Below are 18,182 nucleotides of genomic sequence, written 5' to 3'. Positions count from 1 at the left end.
TTCTAAACGAATGAACAAGCTAATAACAACGTTTAAGCATATCTTCGCGATTGAGGAATTAAGAGGTCGTATTTTTAATACGTTACTTTTTATCGCCTTTTTCCGTCTGGGTTCTTATATCGTTCTACCTGGTGTAGACGCGACTAAATTAACACAAGCCGGTGATGGTGGTCTCTTTGGTTTGTTGAATATGTTTTCTGGTGGTGCTTTAAGTAATGCTTCGGTATTTGCTTTAGGCATCATGCCTTACATTTCAGCATCTATCGCTATTCAGTTGTTGACCATTGCTCTTCCTTACTTCCAAAAGATGCAAAAGGATGGTGAATCTGGTCGTAAAAAATTAAATCAAATCACTCGTATCTTAACGATTTTCGTTACAGCTGCGCAAGGATTTACCTATTTACAAGTAACTATTCCTGCGGAAGCGATTTTGGTTGATCCATGGTTCTTCCGTCTTTATGGTGTAGCTATCTTAATTGGTGGAACCATGTTGTGTATGTGGTTAGGTGAAAAAATTACCGACAAAGGTATTGGTAATGGTATTTCTATGTTGATTATGATTGGTATCGTCTCTCGTTTCCCTGCTTCCTTATTACAAGAGGCTGGTTCACGTGGTATGGCAGGTGCTTTATTATTCATCATTGAAGTAATTGCCTTGTTCTTCGTCGTGATGGGTGCAGTGATGGTTACTCAAGCGGTTCGTCGTATTCCTGTACAATATGCAAAGCAAGTTGTAGGAAGTAAGATGTCTGTAGGTGGTGAGCGTCAATACATTCCATTAAAGTTGAATGCTTCTGGTGTTATGCCAATCATTTTTGCTCAGGCATTAATGTTTATCCCAGGATTAGTGGCTCAGTCTTTTGCTGAGAAAAGTGAATTTGCTCAGTCAGTAGCTCAAGCATTTGGTGATTTCACCACTTGGCAATACAATGCCTTATTTGCTTTATTGATTGTGGTATTTACCTTTTTCTATACAGCAATTTCCATTAACCCGACACAGATTTCGGATGATATGAAGCGTGGTGGAGGTTTTGTTCCAGGTGTTAAGCCAGGTGAAGAAACATCTAATTTCATTGCTAGTATTTTAGATCGAATTACTTTGCCAGGTGCATTGATGTTGTCTATCATCGCTATTTTACCAGCTATCGCCAACTTATTTGGTGTAACTAGAGGATTTGCTTCCTTCTTTGGAGGAACTTCCTTGTTGATTTTGGTAGGGGTAGTTTTAGATACATTACAACAAATAGAAAGTTATTTGTTGATGCGTAAATATGAAGGTTTAATGCAATCAGGACGTGTGAAAGGACGGTCCGAAATGATTAGCAGATAAGATGATTTATTTAAAGACACCTCAAGAGTTAGCCATCATTCAAGCGAATGGCGAAATTTTGGGGAAATGTCACGCTGAAGTTGCCAAGGCCATTCAACCTGGAGTAACAACATTAGCTTTAGATAAAATAGCCTACCAATTTATTAAGGATCATGAAGCTCATCCTTCCTTTTTAAATTACCAAGTAGGGGATAAAAAATATGCTTATTCGCTTTGTATCTCAGTAAATGACGTGGTGGTCCATGGATTACCAGGTAGTTTAGAACTGAAAGAAGGAGATATTATCTCCATTGATGCAGGTGTTTATAAGCATGGCTTTCACGCCGACAGCGCTTATACCTATGCAATAGGTCAAGTAGGTGAAGATGTGGAGAATTTATTGACAAGGACAAAAGAGTCTTTGTACCAAGGAATTAGGCAAGCAGTTGCAGGAAAACGTATCGGAGATATTGGTTCTGCTGTGCAGACTTATTCTGAAGGATTTGGTTACGGAGTAGTGAGGGAATTAGTAGGACATGGAGTAGGTAAAAATCTACACGAAAGTCCTGAAGTTCCTAATTATGGTCGCCGAGGAGATGGACCTAAATTGAAAGAGGGAATGGTTATTGCCATTGAACCTATGGTTAATTTAGGGAAACGTCAAATCACCGTAGATAAGGATGGCTGGACTATCCGGACGATAGACCGTAAAGCATCTGCTCATTTTGAACATACCGTAGCGGTAGGTAAGAATGAAGCTTTACAGCTGACAACCTTTAGTTACATTGAAGAAGTATTAAAAACATCAACAGTATTGTTGAATATTTAACATAAAATTATGGCCAAACAATCCTCGATCGAAGTAGACGGCATCATATTGGAAGCCCTTTCGAACGCGATGTTTCGGGTGGAATTAGAGAATACGCATCAAGTGATTGCGCATATCTCAGGTAAAATGCGGATGAATTACATCAAGATTTTGCCTGGAGATAAAGTGAAGTTAGAAATGTCTCCTTATGATTTGAGTAAGGCAAGAATAGTTTATCGTTATAAATAATAAGGTTTGACCCATAAATTAAACAAATATGAAAGTTAAAGCATCGATCAAAAAGCGTAGTGCAGAATGCAAAGTCATTCGTCGTCACGGAAAGCTTTATGTCATCAACAAGAAGAATCCTAAGTTCAAGCAACGTCAAGGATAATTCGAAAGTATTAAATGATTAATAACAACAATTAATTACCTATATGGCTCGTATTGCAGGGGTTGATATTCCCGACAAAAAAAGAGGAGAAATTGCGTTGACTTATATCTTCGGTATTGGTCGTAGCACTGCTCAAAAGATTTTGACGAAAGCAGAAATTTCGTTTGACAAGAAGGCTGGTGAGTGGAATGATACGGAGGCTAGCGCTATCCGTGCTATTATTGCTGCCGAATTCAAAACGGAGGGACAGCTTAAGTCTGAGGTTCAATTGAACATCAAGCGTTTGATGGACATTGGATGCTACCGTGGTTTGCGTCACCGTAAAGGACTTCCTGTACGTGGCCAAAGAACTAAGAACAATTCTCGTACGAGAAAAGGTCGTAGAAAGACAGTTGCTAACAAGAAGAAAGTAACTAAATAATAACAGGGGGTAATTCCCCTACACAATTTTTATTGATTTTATCCAATGGCACAAGCAAAAAGAAAAGATAAAGCGAAGAAAAGAGTGGTGGTAGTTGAGTCTGTAGGCCAAGTACACATCAAAGCTTCCTTTAACAACATCATTATTTCAATTACCAATTCAGCAGGACAGGTAATTTCTTGGGCATCTGCAGGAAAGATGGGTTTCCGTGGGTCTAAGAAAAACACTCCTTACGCAGCTCAGATGGCAGCATCTAACTGTGCAGCAGTAGCTGTAGAAGCGGGAATGAAAAAAGCAGAGGTTTTTGTAAAAGGACCAGGAGCTGGACGTGAGTCGGCTATCCGTACTATCCAAAACTCAGGTATTGAGGTTTCCTTAATTAAGGATATCACTCCAATGCCTCACAATGGATGTCGTCCTCCAAAACGTCGTCGCGTTTAATTTTATTCATGTTGGGTAATTAGTAATTATTTTCTCCAACATCATTTATTCACTTAATTAATTACTTCATTGCCCATAAGAGGGGCATTGACTTTTAAAAAAAATGGCAAGATACACTGGTCCAAAATCCAAAATTGCTCGTCGTTTCGGCGAAGCGATCTTAGGTCCGAGTAAAGCATTAGCTCGTAAAAATTATGCTCCTGGTATGCATGGTAAAGGGAAACGTTCAAAAGTTTCTGAATATGCCATCCAATTAAAGGAAAAACAAAAGGTTAAATATACCTATGGTATTTTAGAACGTCAGTTCGAAAATTTGTTTCACAAAGCCGCTGTTAAAGAAGGTATTACAGGTGAGAACTTGTTAAAAATGTGTGAAGCAAGATTGGACAACACAGTATATCGTTTAGGAATTGCTCCTACTCGTCGTGCTGCTCGTCAATTGGTTATCCACAAACATATCATTGTGGATGGTGATGTAGTAAATGTGCCCTCTTACTCATTACGCCCAGGCCAATTGGTAGGTGTACGTGAAAAATCTAAATCTCTTGAGGTTGTTTCTGATTCGCTTGCGAGCCGTTCACCAAAGCGTTTCAACTGGTTAGAGTGGGATGGAGTAGAGTTAGTAGGTAAATTTACTGCTTATCCAGAAAGAGATCAGATCCCTGAAAACTTTAATGAGCAAGCTATCGTCGAATTGTATTCGAAGTAATAAGCTGCTTAATAATACAATTTAAAAGAGTATCAATAACGTTTTTTCAAGATCATTTTAAGCTACGAAATATGTCAATATTAGCATTCCAAATGCCCGAGAAAGTTGTGATGGAGAAAGCCGATGACTTCCACGGGACATTTGAGTTCAAGCCACTCGAAAAAGGCTACGGTGTTACCATTGGTAACGCACTTCGTAGAATTTTACTTTCCTCTTTGGAAGGTTATGCGATTACAAGCGTTAAGATTTCTGGTGTTTTACACGAGTTTTCAGCAATTGAAGGTGTTCATGAAGATGTTTCTGAAATCATCCTTAACTTGAAGAAGATTCGTCTTAAAAAGGCGCAAGAGATTTTGGAGAATAAAGTTAATATCAAAGTAAAAGGCCAAACAGCCTTTACTGCTGGTGATATAGCTAAATTTACGCCTTATTTTACCGTTTTAAATCCTGATTTAGTGATTTGCAACTTGGATTCTTCTAAAGAATTAGAAGTTGAGTTAATCATCGAAAAAGGTCGTGGATATGTACCAGCTGATGAGCCTCGTGCTAATGAGTTAGCTTTTGGTCACATCGCCATTGATGCCATCTACACTCCTATCAAAAATGTTAAATTTAGCATTGAAAATACCCGTGTAGAGCAAAAAACTGACTACGAAAAATTAGTGTTAGATATCGAAACAGATGGTTCTATCCATCCAGAAGATGCATTGAAAGGTGCCGCTTATATCTTAATCCAACACTTCATGTTATTCTCTGATCAAACAATGACTTTCGAAACGCCAAAAGCGGAGGAAGACAATGTTGTAGACGAAGAGATGTTACACATGCGTAAATTATTGAAGACTTCTTTAGCCGATCTAGATTTATCTGTACGTGCTTACAACTGCCTTAAATCAGCTGATGTTCGCACTTTAGGAGAATTAGTGAAATTAGAGATCTCTGATATGATGAAGTTCCGTAACTTTGGTAAAAAGTCATTAACTGAGCTAGAACAACTAGTAGAAGAAAAAGGCTTAACCTTTGGAATGGATGTTGCGAAATATCGTTTAGACGAAGATTAATTATTCAATTTTTAAATAAGTAATAGGTGGTGGTCATGTAAAACCCACTAACCGCAGTCCGAGAGGGCTTTTAACTTACGAATTAACACAATGAGACACGGAAAAAAATTCAATCACCTAGGAAGAACAGCTTCCCACAGAGCAGCCTTATTATCAAATATGGCATCCTCTTTAATTTTACACAAACGTATCGAAACAACTGTTGCGAAAGCAAAAGTATTGCGTAAATATGTTGAGCCTTTAATTACTAAGTCTAAGACAGATAGCACTAACAATCGTCGTGTTGTTTTCTCTTACCTTCAAAACAAAGATTCAGTAAAAGAATTGTTTGGAATCGTTTCTGAAAAAGTTGCTGCACGTCCAGGTGGTTATACACGTATTATCAAGTTAGGAAATCGTCTTGGTGACAACGCTGAGATTTGTTTCATCGAATTGGTTGATTTCAACGAAACAATGTTAGCTGCTTCTGCTGAAAAAGCTGGTAAAACTCGTAGAAGTCGTCGTTCAGGTGCTAAGAAAGAAGGCGCTGAGGCTGCTGCTCCAGTAGCAGAAGCTCCATCAGCTGAAGTTGTTGAGGAAGTAGCTGTCGCTGAAGAAGCGGTAGAAGCTCCAGCAGCTGAGGTTGTTGAAGAAGTTGCTGCGGCTGAAGAGCCAACAGCTGAAGAATCAACAGAGGAGCCTAAAGAAGAAAAAGGAGAAGATGCATAATTCATTTCTCTTTTAATTTTGAAGGGCTTTAACTTTAATTAGTTGAAGCCCTTTTTTTAGATAAAATTTTATTCAAACATAGATACATTATGAAAATTACAGAATCGACTCCGGCGGTTTTATTGTTGCAAGATGGTACACTCTTTCACGGGAAAGCATTAGGCAAGATAGGGACTCACGGTGGTGAGATTTGTTTTAATACAGGAATGACGGGTTATCAGGAGATTTATACAGACCCTTCCTATGCTGGACAAGTAATTATTAATACAACCGCTCATATTGGTAATTATGGCGTGATGGATGCACAAGAAGCAGAATCTAATCAAGTGCAAATTGCAGGAATGGTTTGTAATGAATTTTCAAGTGTCAATTCACGATTTACTGCCACAGGATCTTTGCAAGATTATTTAGAAAATGCAGGTATCGTTGGTATTTCAGGTATTGATACGAGGGCATTAGTTCGTCATATTCGTACCAAAGGAGTGATGAATTGCCTAATCTCTTCTGAAATTTTTGATATCGATTCTTTACAAAAAGAATTAGCAAAAGTACCTGATATGGAAGGACTAGAGCTATCTTCTCAAGTGTGTACTCAAGAAACCTATTTCTTAGGAGACGAAAACGCAGAATTAAAAGTGGCAGTGCTTGATTTAGGAGTTAAGAAAAGCATATTAAGTAATTTGACAGATCGTGGTTGCTATTTGAAAGTATTTCCAGCTAAAACTTCTTATGATGAAATAGCAGCTTGGCAACCTGATGGGTATTTTGTATCCAATGGACCAGGAGATCCAGCTGTAATGCCTTATGCAGTAGCAACAGTTAGTCAATTTTTAGCTAGCGATAAACCAGTATTCGGCATTTGCCTTGGTCACCAAATTTTAGCTCAAGTTTGTGGTTTGTCAACGTACAAAATGCACAATGGACACCGTGGGTTAAATCATCCTGTGAAGAATTTAGAAACGGGGTTATCTGAGATTACTTCCCAAAACCATGGTTTTGCTGTACGTATGGAAGAACTTAGTGTTAGCTCACAAGCAACCCTCACTCATATTAATTTAAATGATCAGACGGTAGAAGGATTACGTGTGAATGGAAAAAAAGCATTCTCGGTGCAACATCACCCAGAAGCAAGTCCAGGACCTCATGATTCTCGCTATTTATTTGATCAATTTATTGGTTTGATGAAATAGAAATAAAAAAGGCAACTTCTCAGTTGCCTTTTTTATTGAATTCTTTCGTAAGAATTTATGCCATTGTCTTTTCAGGAAAGCCAAACAATGCTTTTTCCTTGATAAGCTTGACAACAGAACTAGGGACTAGGTTTTCCCATTCACCAGATCCTTGTTGAATTAAATCCAACACTCGATCCGTACGAATTTTCATCAAATTTTCATCGTATGAATGTATGTCAGCCAGTTTTTCATTATCCAATAAATATTGGAACAAACCCCTTAAATGAGCTTCAGGTTGAAAGCTTGTTAAATTTATTAATTGCCCATTTTCATCCAAAGTGGGATACAAATACAGCTTTATTTTCAAGCCAAATAAACTAGCAAAAGCCGTTAATATCCCACCTGGATATTGCGTATAATGCTTCTCTTCAAAGATATATTCCAAGTTAGGCATACCCATGATTAATGCCATTTTCAAGCGGCTAAATTTGCTTAGATATGCTACTAGCTTAAAGTATTCGTGGAAATTGGAAATCAATACCGTTTGACCTAATGAACATAAAATGTCTACACGGTCTAAAAAGTCTTTTTCATTGATGTGATTCCCTTCATTTTCTAGATTTCGAAGTGTTAATTCTGAAACTACACAGATTTTATCATCATCAATATCCGCTTCATTTTCAAACTGTTTAATACCCTTTTTGACCATATCTGAAAAGATATTTGTCACCGGTCTAAACCTTCCACGGATGGCTACAATGTGTTTCTTCGAAAGTGCATCATAGGGTTGCATCACATTCCCATCAGGCCCAAATAAGGCAGCCTGGGTAAAGCCATGTTTCACTAAATACAAGGACATCAGTCGATTATCTACTTCCTTAAAATCAGGTCCTTCAAAGCGAATCATGTCAATCTCTATGCGATCAGGAGATAGATCATCTAATAAAGAAACAAGTATTTTTTCTGGATCGGCATGATAATGGTAACAACCATAGATTAAATTCACCCCAATGATACCTAATGCTTGTTGTTGAAGGATATTGTCATTATCCAACATATTAATATGAATGACCACATCATTCACTGGCCCATTAGGGCTTAACTGAAAACGTAATCCTACCCAACCATGTGCATCGTTATCTTTCTGATAATTTAAGGCTGAAACGGTATCAGCAAAGGAAAAGAACCGTTTTTCATCGGCAGATTCAGTTAATCGTACTTTTAATAATTTGAACTCACGATTAAGCATTTTCATTAAGCGCGGTTCACACACATATTTACCCGACTCCTCTTCTCCATAAATGGCATCAGAAAAGGCCATATCATAAGCTGAAATGGTTTTGGCAATGGTTCCAGAAGCTCCACCTGCTTTGAAAAAATTAGCAGCAACATCCTGTCCAGCTCCTATTTCTGCAAATGAACCATATATACTGCGATCTAAATTGATCTGAAGGGCTTTTTGTTTCGTCCCAATGGATTTTAATTTGGCAGTCATAGACGAATGAGTTTATTGATTACAAAGGCAACTACTTAGCAAAGTTATATAATTATCCCGCTATTTAAATGATTTTCTTGAAAACATCCTAACCTATTCAGGCCATTTTTTTGATTTGTGATACCATGTTAAACCTGCCATCGGGGCTTCACTGATATTTCCAATGTGATAACGATTTTTTCGCATGACTTGTTTCAATATGTCCGAATAATAAAAGGCTACAGAACCCGTAAAATGAATTTTTTGAGTAGTAGACTCCGCATATTTGCTTACATATAATCGGATGAATTCCTGAAAAGAATGCTCAATTAATTGATAACAAAAAGGATGCTTCCGATGATCAAATAAGAATTTAGAGAAGCTAGCAAACCATCGGTTAGGAAATTCACCTTGGTACGCTTTGGATAAAACATCCAAACGATTTAGTGCCCCAAAGCGCTTAATGAATAGTTCACGTATGTCTTGCGGCATTTCCTGATGTAAGTAGGATAGGACCAATAGTTTCCCAAGATGACCACCACTTCCTTCATCTCCTAACCAAAATCCTAATGGGGGGATTTGTTCCGTGATAGCATTTCCATTAAAAAAGCCCGAATTTGAGCCTGTTCCTAAAATACATGCGATTCCAGTATCGTCTCCACATAGAGACCTAGCTGCGGCAATCAAATCATTTTCCACTTGTATGATCTTGGCGCCTTCAAAGTATGATCTAAGCCAATGTTGAATGATCCCTTTTTTAGATTCATCCGTAATTCCAGTACCATAATAGTAAATCTCTTCAACAGGAAGTGAATTAAGTTGGGAGAGAACTTCCTTCTGAGAAGCTTCTATTTCTTCAGGTGTTTGATAATATGGGTTGATTCCAAGTGAATGAAAAGATTGATATGCTTCATTAGGGGATGAAATATACCTCCATTCTGTCTTACTGGACCCGCTTTCTATTAATAGAATCATGGAATTAGATTAATATGCCAATGGCTTGATATTTTTCAAATACTTGTGCTGTATGTGGGGCATCTTTTAATTCATCACTTAAATCTTGACCAGCCCAATGCTCATAATGTTTGCCATTTTTCCAAAGTCGTGAATGGCTCATATCATAGATTTTTCCTTGATATGCCACCCATATCTCAGGACGATCTTGACCGTTCCTTAAAGCCAATTGAGCTTTTGTGTAATTTGGAAGTATGGAGTCCAATGTGATTATAATTAGCACGAAACTAAATAAAAAGCATGAAAAGCCGTTTTATAAGCAAAGATTTTTAATTTTACTTGATATTTAATATTACAGGATTTATGAAAAATACTTTACGCGTATTTATTTCCGTCTTATGTTTGGCCTTAGTAACATCATGTAGTAAGAGTGATCCTGCACCAACACCAACTCCTACACCTTTAGTTTCCGATCTTATCAAGAAAGTTTGGTCTGCTTCTAATATTCAATGGGATGGGAATGTACAATATGATAAAGCGGCAACTTCTAATTTAGTAGCTGGTTACGCACAATTTAAATTGGATTTAACGAGTTCATCTTCTGTCTCCTTGACAGAATATGATGGAAATAAATTTACAGGGACCTATAGTTTGTCATCAGATAATAAAACACTGACATTATCTAGCCTAAAAACAAGTGATGGTACAGAACCTACAGGTACTGGAGGAACGTTAGCATTTACTATTTCAGGAGTACCTACGGCCAGTAGCTTGGTGATAGAGTCTACCACGGCATATGTAAAAGCAAGTAATAAAAAGATTAGGTTGAGTTTAGTCAATCCTTAATCACAAATTAATCATGAGGCCGCCTCATCGGGCGGCTTTTCTATTGTATGGAGAAAAGAACAGAAATCGGATCTTTAGGAGAGTTTGGTCTTATTCAACGATTGTCAGAAGGATTTGTGTCGCATCAACCTTGGACAATTTTGGGCATTGGTGACGATGCCGCAGGTCTAGAAGCAAATGGCTTTAAAGTCGTTTCGACAACTGAATTATTAATTGAAGGAGTCCATTTTGATTTGTCATATACACCTTTAAAACATTTAGGCTTTAAAGTTGTCAGCATTGCCCTTTCTGATATTGCGGCTATGAATGCCATTCCTGCCCAACTTTCTGTGGGTTTAGGATTAAGTAATCGGTTTTCTGTTGAGGCAGTGGAAGAATTATATGAAGGTATCAAGCTGGCATGTGAAGAATATAAAATAGATCTTGTCGGTGGAGATACAACCTCTTCTCCGCAAGGTTTGATTATTTCAGTAAATGCTCTAGGCTTGGTGGCAGAAGATCAATTAGTAAAGCGAAGCGGGGCAAAACCCAATGATGTTATTTGTGTTACAGGAGATTTAGGTGGAGCCTTGATGGGTTTACAATCGCTGGAAAGAGAAAAGCAAGTGTATTTGGCAAACCCAGATATGCAGCCAGAACTGAATGAAAAGAACTACGTTGTCATGCGACAACTCAAACCGATGGCTCGTTTTGATATCATTCATGATTTAAAGGAGTTAGGCGTGATACCTAGTTCTATGATAGATTGTTCAGATGGTTTAGCTTCAGAAATAATCCATTTATGTAATGCTTCAGGAACTGGAGCTCGAATATTTGAAAAAAATATTCCAATTGATGATGAAACGTATTTAGTTGCTACTGAATTTAGCTTAAGTCCATTAACTGCTGCCTTGAACGGCGGCGAAGATTATGAATTAGTATTTACTATTTCCCAATCAGATTTTGATAAAGTAAGTAAAATTACAGATGTAACGGCCATTGGATATATGACTGATTTGCCCAATGAACGAGTTTTGGTCATGAAATCGGAGCAGGTAGTTGCTTTGACAGCCCCTGGATTTGGACCTCAATAATATGTCAGTAGCTATCATGCAGCCTTATTTTTTTCCGTATTTGGGCTATTTTCAATTAGTTCAAGCGGTGGATGATTTTGTCTTTTATGATGATGTCATGTTCATTAAGAAGGGTTGGATAAATCGGAATCAAATTTTAATGCAGCAAAAAGCCTTTTTATTTACTATTCCATTAGAAAAACAAAGTCAAAATAAGAGTATCAGAGAGTCCACAATTGCATGGGGCCCTGAGTTTCCCAATAAATGGTTGCAGCAATTGCAGTCGGCGTATAAAAAAGCTCCGCAGTTTATACCAGTGATGGACTTGATTGAATCCGTATTACAAGATAAGCCTACTAGTATTGCTGATTTAGCTGCTACAAGTGTCATAAAGACATGGCAATATGTAGGATTAGAGAAAAGATTTCATTTTAGTTCTCAATTGGGCGTTTCTAAAGATTTAGAGCGTGCTGAAAGACTTATGGCGATTACGGGGCATTTGGGAAGTAATCAGTATATAAATGCTAAGAATGGCCAAGAATTATATCAAAAAGAATATTTTGCCGAACAAGGTTTTCAATTAAACTTTTTAAATCAATCCTTACCAGCGTATTTTCAAGGAGGTCAAAATGACTTTGTCCAAGGATTATCCATGATAGACGTACTTATGTGGAATTCGAAAGAGGATATAAAAAATATGCTATCTACTTATTCTTTGATTTAATAAGTTAAATTCCGTTAGATAAATTTACTTATAATTTGTTTGTAGAATTAGTAACTTTACTTGAATTCTTTTCTAAAGAGAATGTCGAAAGTAATTGGGTTCTATGTCACAATCTTTGTTCCTTAGCAAATATTCTAATACCTTCTTATCAAGGTGGTTAGTGTTTGCTTTTGATTTAGGAATTGTCATTTTTTCCTTCTCGGTTGCGACTTTGCTTCGCATGAATTTCCGTTTGATCGATATTGATTTTAATGCTTTTAAGTACCATTTCTTATTCCTTTTTATCTTTCGGGTACTTTCGTTTTTATACTTTCAATCTTACACAGGGATAATACGTCATACCAGTATAGAGGATGCCGGTATAATTTTGAAAGCGGTGTTTACGGGAACATTTTTGGCGACTATGCTATCAGTAGTTGTTAGGTATTATTTCGGTTTAGATACTCTTTTTTACGTCCCATTATCCATCTTGTTGATCGATTTTTTTATCTGTTTATTCTTAATGGTGTCATTAAGGTTTTGGGTAAAATCATTTTATGAGTCCTTTATTCGTGAGTTTAAACCTTCTGTGGGAATTTTAATTTACGGAGCAGGGTATACAGGGATGCTGACAAAGAATGTGATTCAAAATGATCGCAGCATCAATTATTCCATTTTGGGCTTTATTGATGATAATGAATCAAAAATAGGCAAGACCATCGAAGGAATTCGAGTTTATAGTTTACCTGAAGCTATGGACAAGTTTGTGGATAAGACTGATGGACTAGAGGTCATTATGGCCATAAATAAAATTTCACTTAAGGTTAAAAAAAGAATTAGCGATGTCTTTTTGGATCGAGGAGTAGTTGTGAAAATCTTGCCGCCCGTAGAGAAATGGGTAGGTGGAGAATTTGCAGTGAATCAGATTCATAATGTTAAAATCGAAGACTTACTTGGCCGAGATGTTATTCAAATGAATAACAAGCAGGTGGGGGAACAGTTGTTCAGTAAAACCATTTTGGTGACGGGGGCTGCCGGATCTATTGGAAGTGAAATAGTTCGACAGCTCGTTGCTTATTTGCCAGCATCTATCATATTAGTTGATCAAGCAGAATCTGGATTGTTTGACCTAGAATTTGAATTGTCCTCGAGTATTCCTATCAACACGAAATTGTCGGTATATGTGGCTGATGTAACGGATCAAAAACGTATGTCGCGAATTATTTCAGCGCATAAGCCTAACTTTATTTTTCATGCAGCTGCATATAAGCATGTGCCATTGATGGAAAGTAATCCCTATGAAGCTGTCAGGATCAATGTGTTGGGAACCAAGATTTTATCAGAACTTGCTGCTGAAAATCATGTGGAACGTTTTGTAATGGTTTCCACAGATAAAGCGGTGAATCCAACGAATGTGATGGGAGCCACCAAGCGTTTAGCTGAAATGTATACCCAATCAATGAATCATTTAGAAGGGGTTTCTACTAAGTTTATAGCAACACGTTTTGGGAATGTATTAGGCTCAAGTGGTTCGGTGATACCATTGTTCAAAAAACAAATCGAAAGAGGTGGCCCAGTGACGGTTACTCACCCGGATATTACACGGTATTTCATGACAATTCCAGAAGCTTGTGAGCTCGTTTTAGAGGCTGCTACTATGGGTAATGGAGGTGAAGTGTTTGTTTTTGATATGGGAGAGTCTGTGAAAATCATTGACCTTGCCAAGAAGATGATAACCTTGAGTGGATTACGGGTCGACCGTGATATTGAAATTAAGTATACCGGTTTACGTCCAGGGGAGAAACTATATGAAGAGCTGTTGAATAATAATGAGAATACATTACCAACGCATCATCCTAAGATTTTAATTGCCAAAGTGAATACACCAAGTTATTCCTACATGGAAATCCAATCCCATAAATTGGAACATATTTTGGAGCATGGAACAAGTAATCAGCTTGTTGCTAAAATCAAGGATATTATTCCTGAATACAAATCAAATAACTCTATTTTTGAGCAATTGGATAAAGCCGCAATCCGTTCCAAAGGTTAAATCTTTAACCACCTTTTTACCAGATATATTGATCCAATCGTAACTATAGGAGCAGCCAAGACATCCATGGTATAATGTACGTGCTGAACTAGCAACAATACCATCAATAGCAACGTTAATCCATAAGCCCATTTTTTATCACGCTGATTCGGAAGAAAAAAGCATACAAAAATCATGGTGGCAGTATGGCCTGAAAAGAACAAATCTTTGGTAATAGCCAAGTTCTCCCCATAAATAAATATTTCTGCCAGCGGATCATGCAAATCAACTAAATTGATGGGAGGATTTAGAGGTATTAGGTAAATGCAGGTGAGCCGAATGACGGTTTCTAGATTGAAGGCCCAAGCAAACCATAAAAAGGTTTTGGGTGTACGAAACAATTGTAATAGCAGATAAACAACACTGCAATATATAATGCCAAAAATAGGGTAAGAGACGTTGAATGCAGGAATGTTAGCTAAAATCACATCTTGAATTAACATCCCCTCACGTAGTTGAATCCACTGAAAATAGTCATCCGCTTTCCATGGAAAAATCATGAAAACTAGTAGAGCTCCAATGAATTTCCATCGAAAAGCATTTTCATCCCAAGCCATTGACCAGTTTACTCGAACAGATTGAATATAACTTTTCATGCTTATCTTTGGTTCTATCTATAATTTAAGTCCGCAAAACTACGTTAAAAATTAAAATAATGGAGAAATTGATGAAAAATGCCTGGGTAATTCTCGGAATAGTAATAAGCTTTTCTCATTTTTCATGTGGAAACGCTACAAAAGATAAAATAAATACAAAAATGGCTAAGACGGAAGTAAGCAATGCACAACTAGAAACGATTACCTTTGGTGCGGGTTGTTTTTGGTGTGTGGAAGCAGTATATCAAAGGGTTAAAGGTGTACATAAGGTGGTATCTGGATATATGGGAGGGAAAATGAAAAACCCGAGTTACCGAGATGTTTGCACAGGCTTAACAGGACATGCCGAAGTATGTCAGTTGACCTATGATCCCAAAGTTGTGTCTTTCGAGACTTTATTGGAAATATTTTGGCAAACGCATGATCCTACTACTTTGAATCGTCAAGGTGCCGATGTAGGAACTCAGTATCGTTCAGCTATTTTTTATCATACTCAGGAACAGAAAGCAGCAGCAGACCAATGGAAACAAAATTTGAACGCCAAGAAAGTGTTTCCTAATCCTATAGTAACTGAAATTACTGCAGAAAGTACTTTTTACCCAGCTGAGGATTATCACCAAGATTATTTTAATCTAAATGGAGAAGAGCCTTATTGTAAAATAGTCATTAAGCCTAAAATGGATAAATTCCTTAAAGCATTTAAGGATAAAATAAATTAGAAACCTCCTTTATCGTAAAAGCTTCTTCTTCTAGAGATTTTTAGCTCTTGAAGCAAACTTGATTTAACGCGTAAATCAAAGGAGTAGTTGCTGGCTCTACCGTAGAATGGGCTAGCAATAGGCGTCCAATTGAAATTAAGTTCCCAGCAATGTAAGTCACGATGTACCGAAATATTGGTATAGGTAAGACCGCTGTATTTAAAATCGTAACCCGAACTAAAAGAAAACTTCCATTTCTCACTTAAGCTCAAATCTCCTTGAAAGGTTAATCCACTAATATTTTGGGAAGGAGCTAAACCAGCTCGGTTCATGCTGAATTGATAACTGAATGAAAATGACCATGGGATATTCCAGTCTACATAATCATCTCTATTTCTGTTAATCTGCTTTAATTGAGCCTCCGTAGCATTTTTACTTACTTTTTCTCCTTGGCCTTTGGCAGGAGCAAATCGCTTCCCAATGGATAAATTAAAGGATTGTAAACGAGCAAAGCCTTCACCTTTGGCGACCATTAAATCGGGAGTTCTTCTACCTACAACGGCAAAAGATTGATCAGGGACATATAAATAAGGATCTAAATTTCCTCCAATATTAATATCAAATTGTTTGATCCTAGAATTGGCATTAAATGACAAATTGGACAAATTGTATTCCTTGGCTAATAAATTATAGCTTCCATTTATTCCAAAGTTATCTAGGATATTGATCTTTTCGGACTCTTTGGTTGCTGTATCGGATTTAGTTTTCAGTTTTGCTTCCAAGGTATTTTGAATTCCAAAGCTGATACTTCCAGATGCTCCTCCATAACTAAGTTGACGAGGATCAAAGGAGCTAATTCTTCGGATATCTCCTACTTGTTCTTCGCCATTATTGTTGATGAATTTTCTATTATTTATACGAACATCCTGGTAGTAACCGTAAGTAGGATCAGAATAATCAGGAGTATAACTCAAACTAATGCTTGGTGCCATCGTGTGGCGTATAGCTTGAAGTCGACCTTTCGTAAAGCGCATGGTTCCATAAACACGTGTGTTCATGCTGGCAGAAAAGGAAATCTGTGAGCTGAATTTAGGCAAACCTCCTACGGTATCGATTCTTACGGTAGAATCTGATGGCATGTAGGTGTATTTGTAGGAACGGGTATACATATTACCTGACCAAGAAATTCCTGGAGTTAGGTTAATGTAAGGGTTAATTTTAATGTTGGGTAAGGATAATGGAATACTATAATTGAATTTGGTTTGGGCTTTTTCCAATAACATAGGAAGCGTACTGCCATTTAAAGGAATCACCCCCGGAGGCAAATCATCTGCATTTTTGGGAATAAATGGTTTCTGAATAATTCCTCGCTGGCTATTAGATTCACGAGGATACACATCAAATTCATAACGAGTGTACAAATCAGATACTTGGTTAGTTAAACTAACTGTACCAGAAAAGTCCATTCCAATTCTAAACTGGTCGATGAAGCGATCTGCAATCGCATTCTTTTTCTTAAATGGTTGGAATTGATTTAAACCTACGTTGAAATCTGTCCCTGCATCAAAAATACGTGTTGTCGTATTCTGATTGATACGTAGACTGATTCCACTTCTGAAATTTTGACCAATGGCTTTGGTATATTGAACAGACGAACCGATGGTATTAGAAAGGTATTGCTGGGTATTAAATGTATTGAATTGATTGTAGGAGTTCGAAGCGATATTGACTGAGGCAGAGAAACTAGAATTACCTAAGCTTCTTGGGCTATGAGACCACTGTAAGGCAAAATCTGTACGAGTGGATGGACTGAATTCAGAACCTGAATTATTGCGATTTAGAGCCAAATTAAATGAGCCAGTATATCGATAACGCTTGTTGTATTGAGAATTAGCACCTAAACCCCAGCCACCTTTGGAGTAAATCTGTCCAGTAAATCGTATGCCTATATTTTCACTTGCGGCCCAATAATAGCCACCATCTCGGAGATAAAACCCTCTACCAGAAGGCTCTTCGCCATAGGTTGGTATTAGAATACCCGATTTCCCAGCTTCTTTTGGCTGCGAATAAGGGAAAAATCCAAAGGGTAAACCTATGGGGAGTGGAATATCATTCAGTTCAAAGTGAAATGGACCAGAAATGATTTCTTTTTTACCAACAACTTTAATTTTGCTAGCACGAATATTGAAATGGGGATGACTTAAATTACACGTAGTATAAATGGCATTTCGGATGTATAGATTTTCTTCTTCATCTTTTTTGACATTTTTTCCTTGAACAAAACCCTCACCTTGTTGGGTGACTATACCCTTAATGATGGCTCTTTTTGATTTGAAATTATAGCGAATTTCATCGGAGTCATATTTGTCACTTCCTTGGGTAAATACGGGAAGGCCCACCATTTTTTTGCTGGTAGTATCAAAAGTCCCCTTGGCATAAACTTCGTTTTTTGCCCAATCTAAACGAATGTATTCTGCTTCTAAACTAATATTACCGTATTTTACTTTGGCACCTCCGTATAAATTAACAATTTGTTGATCGGCATCTAAGACCGTGGAATCGACCGCTGAATAGAATACGGTAGTTTGTAAATCCTGACTTTTACTAGCTGTATCTTTTGGAATGCTTTTTTGTATGGTATCGGCGCGGACTATTCTTTGAGCATGGACATTTGGAAGGCCTATGCAGGTTAAAAGTAAAATAACAAAAAGAGAATAGATGCAATTCTTTATCAAATCAGCGTT

The 18,182-nt window shown here is 37.4% G+C and carries 20 protein-coding genes; 15 read left to right on the top strand and 5 right to left on the bottom strand.

Annotated features, from left to right (window positions below; all coding sequences use genetic code 11):
- The first annotated feature begins 10 nt into the window (after window positions 1-10).
- The 10 genes from secY (at window position 11) to carA (ending at window position 7,041) form a co-directional block, all read left to right on the top strand.
- On the top strand, window positions 11-1,330 hold the full coding sequence (secY, locus tag HME7025_RS12095) for a preprotein translocase subunit SecY (protein WP_109324401.1): 1,320 nt from the start codon (window positions 11-13) through the stop codon (window positions 1,328-1,330).
- A gap of 1 nt (window position 1,331) precedes the next feature.
- Window positions 1,332-2,138, top strand: a complete 807-nt coding sequence (gene map, locus HME7025_RS12090; protein WP_109324400.1) for a type I methionyl aminopeptidase — start codon at window positions 1,332-1,334, stop codon at window positions 2,136-2,138.
- 9 nt (window positions 2,139-2,147) lie between these two features.
- The gene (gene infA / locus HME7025_RS12085) at window positions 2,148-2,366 is read left to right on the top strand and encodes a translation initiation factor IF-1 (protein WP_092013982.1); all 219 of its coding nucleotides are present in this window, start codon (window positions 2,148-2,150) and stop codon (window positions 2,364-2,366) included.
- A 28-nt stretch (window positions 2,367-2,394) separates the two neighbouring features.
- Window positions 2,395-2,511 carry a 50S ribosomal protein L36 gene (rpmJ, locus tag HME7025_RS12080; protein ID WP_109324399.1) on the top strand — a complete coding sequence of 39 codons (117 nt, stop codon included), beginning with the start codon at window positions 2,395-2,397 and terminating at the stop codon, window positions 2,509-2,511.
- A 43-nt stretch (window positions 2,512-2,554) separates the two neighbouring features.
- On the top strand, window positions 2,555-2,932 hold the full coding sequence (gene rpsM / locus HME7025_RS12075) for a 30S ribosomal protein S13 (protein ID WP_109324398.1): 378 nt from the start codon (window positions 2,555-2,557) through the stop codon (window positions 2,930-2,932).
- A gap of 45 nt (window positions 2,933-2,977) precedes the next feature.
- On the top strand, window positions 2,978-3,373 hold the full coding sequence (rpsK, locus tag HME7025_RS12070; protein WP_109324397.1) for a 30S ribosomal protein S11: 396 nt from the start codon (window positions 2,978-2,980) through the stop codon (window positions 3,371-3,373).
- 103 nt (window positions 3,374-3,476) lie between these two features.
- Window positions 3,477-4,082 (top strand): 30S ribosomal protein S4, encoded by a 606-nt coding sequence (rpsD, locus tag HME7025_RS12065; protein WP_109324396.1) that lies wholly within the window; start codon window positions 3,477-3,479, stop codon window positions 4,080-4,082.
- Between the two features lie 71 nt (window positions 4,083-4,153).
- Entirely contained in the window at window positions 4,154-5,143 is a 990-nt protein-coding gene (locus HME7025_RS12060) for a DNA-directed RNA polymerase subunit alpha (protein WP_109324395.1), read from the top strand.
- A 90-nt stretch (window positions 5,144-5,233) separates the two neighbouring features.
- The gene (gene rplQ, locus HME7025_RS12055; protein WP_109324394.1) at window positions 5,234-5,851 is read left to right on the top strand and encodes a 50S ribosomal protein L17; all 618 of its coding nucleotides are present in this window, start codon (window positions 5,234-5,236) and stop codon (window positions 5,849-5,851) included.
- 89 nt (window positions 5,852-5,940) lie between these two features.
- Window positions 5,941-7,041: a glutamine-hydrolyzing carbamoyl-phosphate synthase small subunit gene (gene carA / locus HME7025_RS12050; RefSeq protein ID WP_109324385.1), complete on the top strand. Its 1,101-nt coding sequence runs from the start codon at window positions 5,941-5,943 to the stop codon at window positions 7,039-7,041.
- Between the two features lie 55 nt (window positions 7,042-7,096).
- Here carA and HME7025_RS12045 read toward each other — a convergent pair whose 3' ends face one another.
- The 3 genes from HME7025_RS12045 to HME7025_RS12035 form a co-directional block, all read right to left on the bottom strand.
- The gene (locus HME7025_RS12045; RefSeq protein WP_109324384.1) at window positions 7,097-8,518 is read right to left on the bottom strand and encodes a nicotinate-nucleotide adenylyltransferase; all 1,422 of its coding nucleotides are present in this window, start codon (window positions 8,516-8,518) and stop codon (window positions 7,097-7,099) included.
- A 93-nt stretch (window positions 8,519-8,611) separates the two neighbouring features.
- Window positions 8,612-9,472, bottom strand: a complete 861-nt coding sequence (locus HME7025_RS12040) for an N-acetylglucosamine kinase (protein ID WP_109324373.1) — start codon at window positions 9,470-9,472, stop codon at window positions 8,612-8,614.
- Window positions 9,473-9,476: 4 nt separating this feature from the next.
- The gene (locus tag HME7025_RS12035) at window positions 9,477-9,734 is read right to left on the bottom strand and encodes a cytochrome b5 domain-containing protein (RefSeq protein WP_226998226.1); all 258 of its coding nucleotides are present in this window, start codon (window positions 9,732-9,734) and stop codon (window positions 9,477-9,479) included.
- A gap of 80 nt (window positions 9,735-9,814) precedes the next feature.
- Here HME7025_RS12035 and HME7025_RS12030 point away from each other — a divergent pair, with 80 nt between their 5' ends.
- From HME7025_RS12030 to HME7025_RS12015, 4 genes are all read left to right on the top strand, one after another.
- On the top strand, window positions 9,815-10,297 hold the full coding sequence (locus HME7025_RS12030) for a hypothetical protein (protein WP_109324372.1): 483 nt from the start codon (window positions 9,815-9,817) through the stop codon (window positions 10,295-10,297).
- A 47-nt stretch (window positions 10,298-10,344) separates the two neighbouring features.
- Window positions 10,345-11,370 (top strand): thiamine-phosphate kinase, encoded by a 1,026-nt coding sequence (gene thiL / locus HME7025_RS12025; RefSeq protein ID WP_109324371.1) that lies wholly within the window; start codon window positions 10,345-10,347, stop codon window positions 11,368-11,370.
- 1 nt (window position 11,371) lies between these two features.
- The gene (locus HME7025_RS12020) at window positions 11,372-12,073 is read left to right on the top strand and encodes a WbqC family protein (protein ID WP_109324367.1); all 702 of its coding nucleotides are present in this window, start codon (window positions 11,372-11,374) and stop codon (window positions 12,071-12,073) included.
- 403 nt (window positions 12,074-12,476) lie between these two features.
- Window positions 12,477-14,105, top strand: a complete 1,629-nt coding sequence (locus HME7025_RS12015) for a polysaccharide biosynthesis protein (RefSeq protein WP_226998225.1) — start codon at window positions 12,477-12,479, stop codon at window positions 14,103-14,105.
- Here the strand turns inward: HME7025_RS12015 and HME7025_RS12010 are convergent.
- Entirely contained in the window at window positions 14,102-14,740 is a 639-nt protein-coding gene (locus tag HME7025_RS12010) for a phosphatase PAP2-related protein (protein WP_109324364.1), read from the bottom strand. The two genes, HME7025_RS12015 and HME7025_RS12010, sit on opposite strands and share 4 nt — an antisense overlap.
- Window positions 14,741-14,901: 161 nt before the next feature.
- Between HME7025_RS12010 and msrA the strand changes: the two genes are divergently transcribed.
- Window positions 14,902-15,459, top strand: coding sequence for a peptide-methionine (S)-S-oxide reductase MsrA (msrA, locus tag HME7025_RS12005; protein WP_226998224.1), 558 nt, complete (start codon window positions 14,902-14,904; stop codon window positions 15,457-15,459).
- On the opposite strand, the gene HME7025_RS12000 is transcribed toward msrA, so the two are convergent.
- Entirely contained in the window at window positions 15,456-18,173 is a 2,718-nt protein-coding gene (locus HME7025_RS12000) for a putative LPS assembly protein LptD (protein WP_109324362.1), read from the bottom strand. The genes msrA and HME7025_RS12000 overlap by 4 nt on opposite strands.
- Between the last annotated feature and the right edge of the window lie 9 nt (window positions 18,174-18,182).

Origin of the sequence: Aquirufa nivalisilvae (assembly GCF_003143535.1) — a bacterium.
In the GTDB taxonomy this organism is placed as follows: Bacteria; Bacteroidota; Bacteroidia; order Cytophagales; family Spirosomataceae; genus Aquirufa; species Aquirufa nivalisilvae.
Note: the sequence above shows the minus strand (reverse complement) of the source record. Positions and strands in the feature narration are given on the sequence as shown.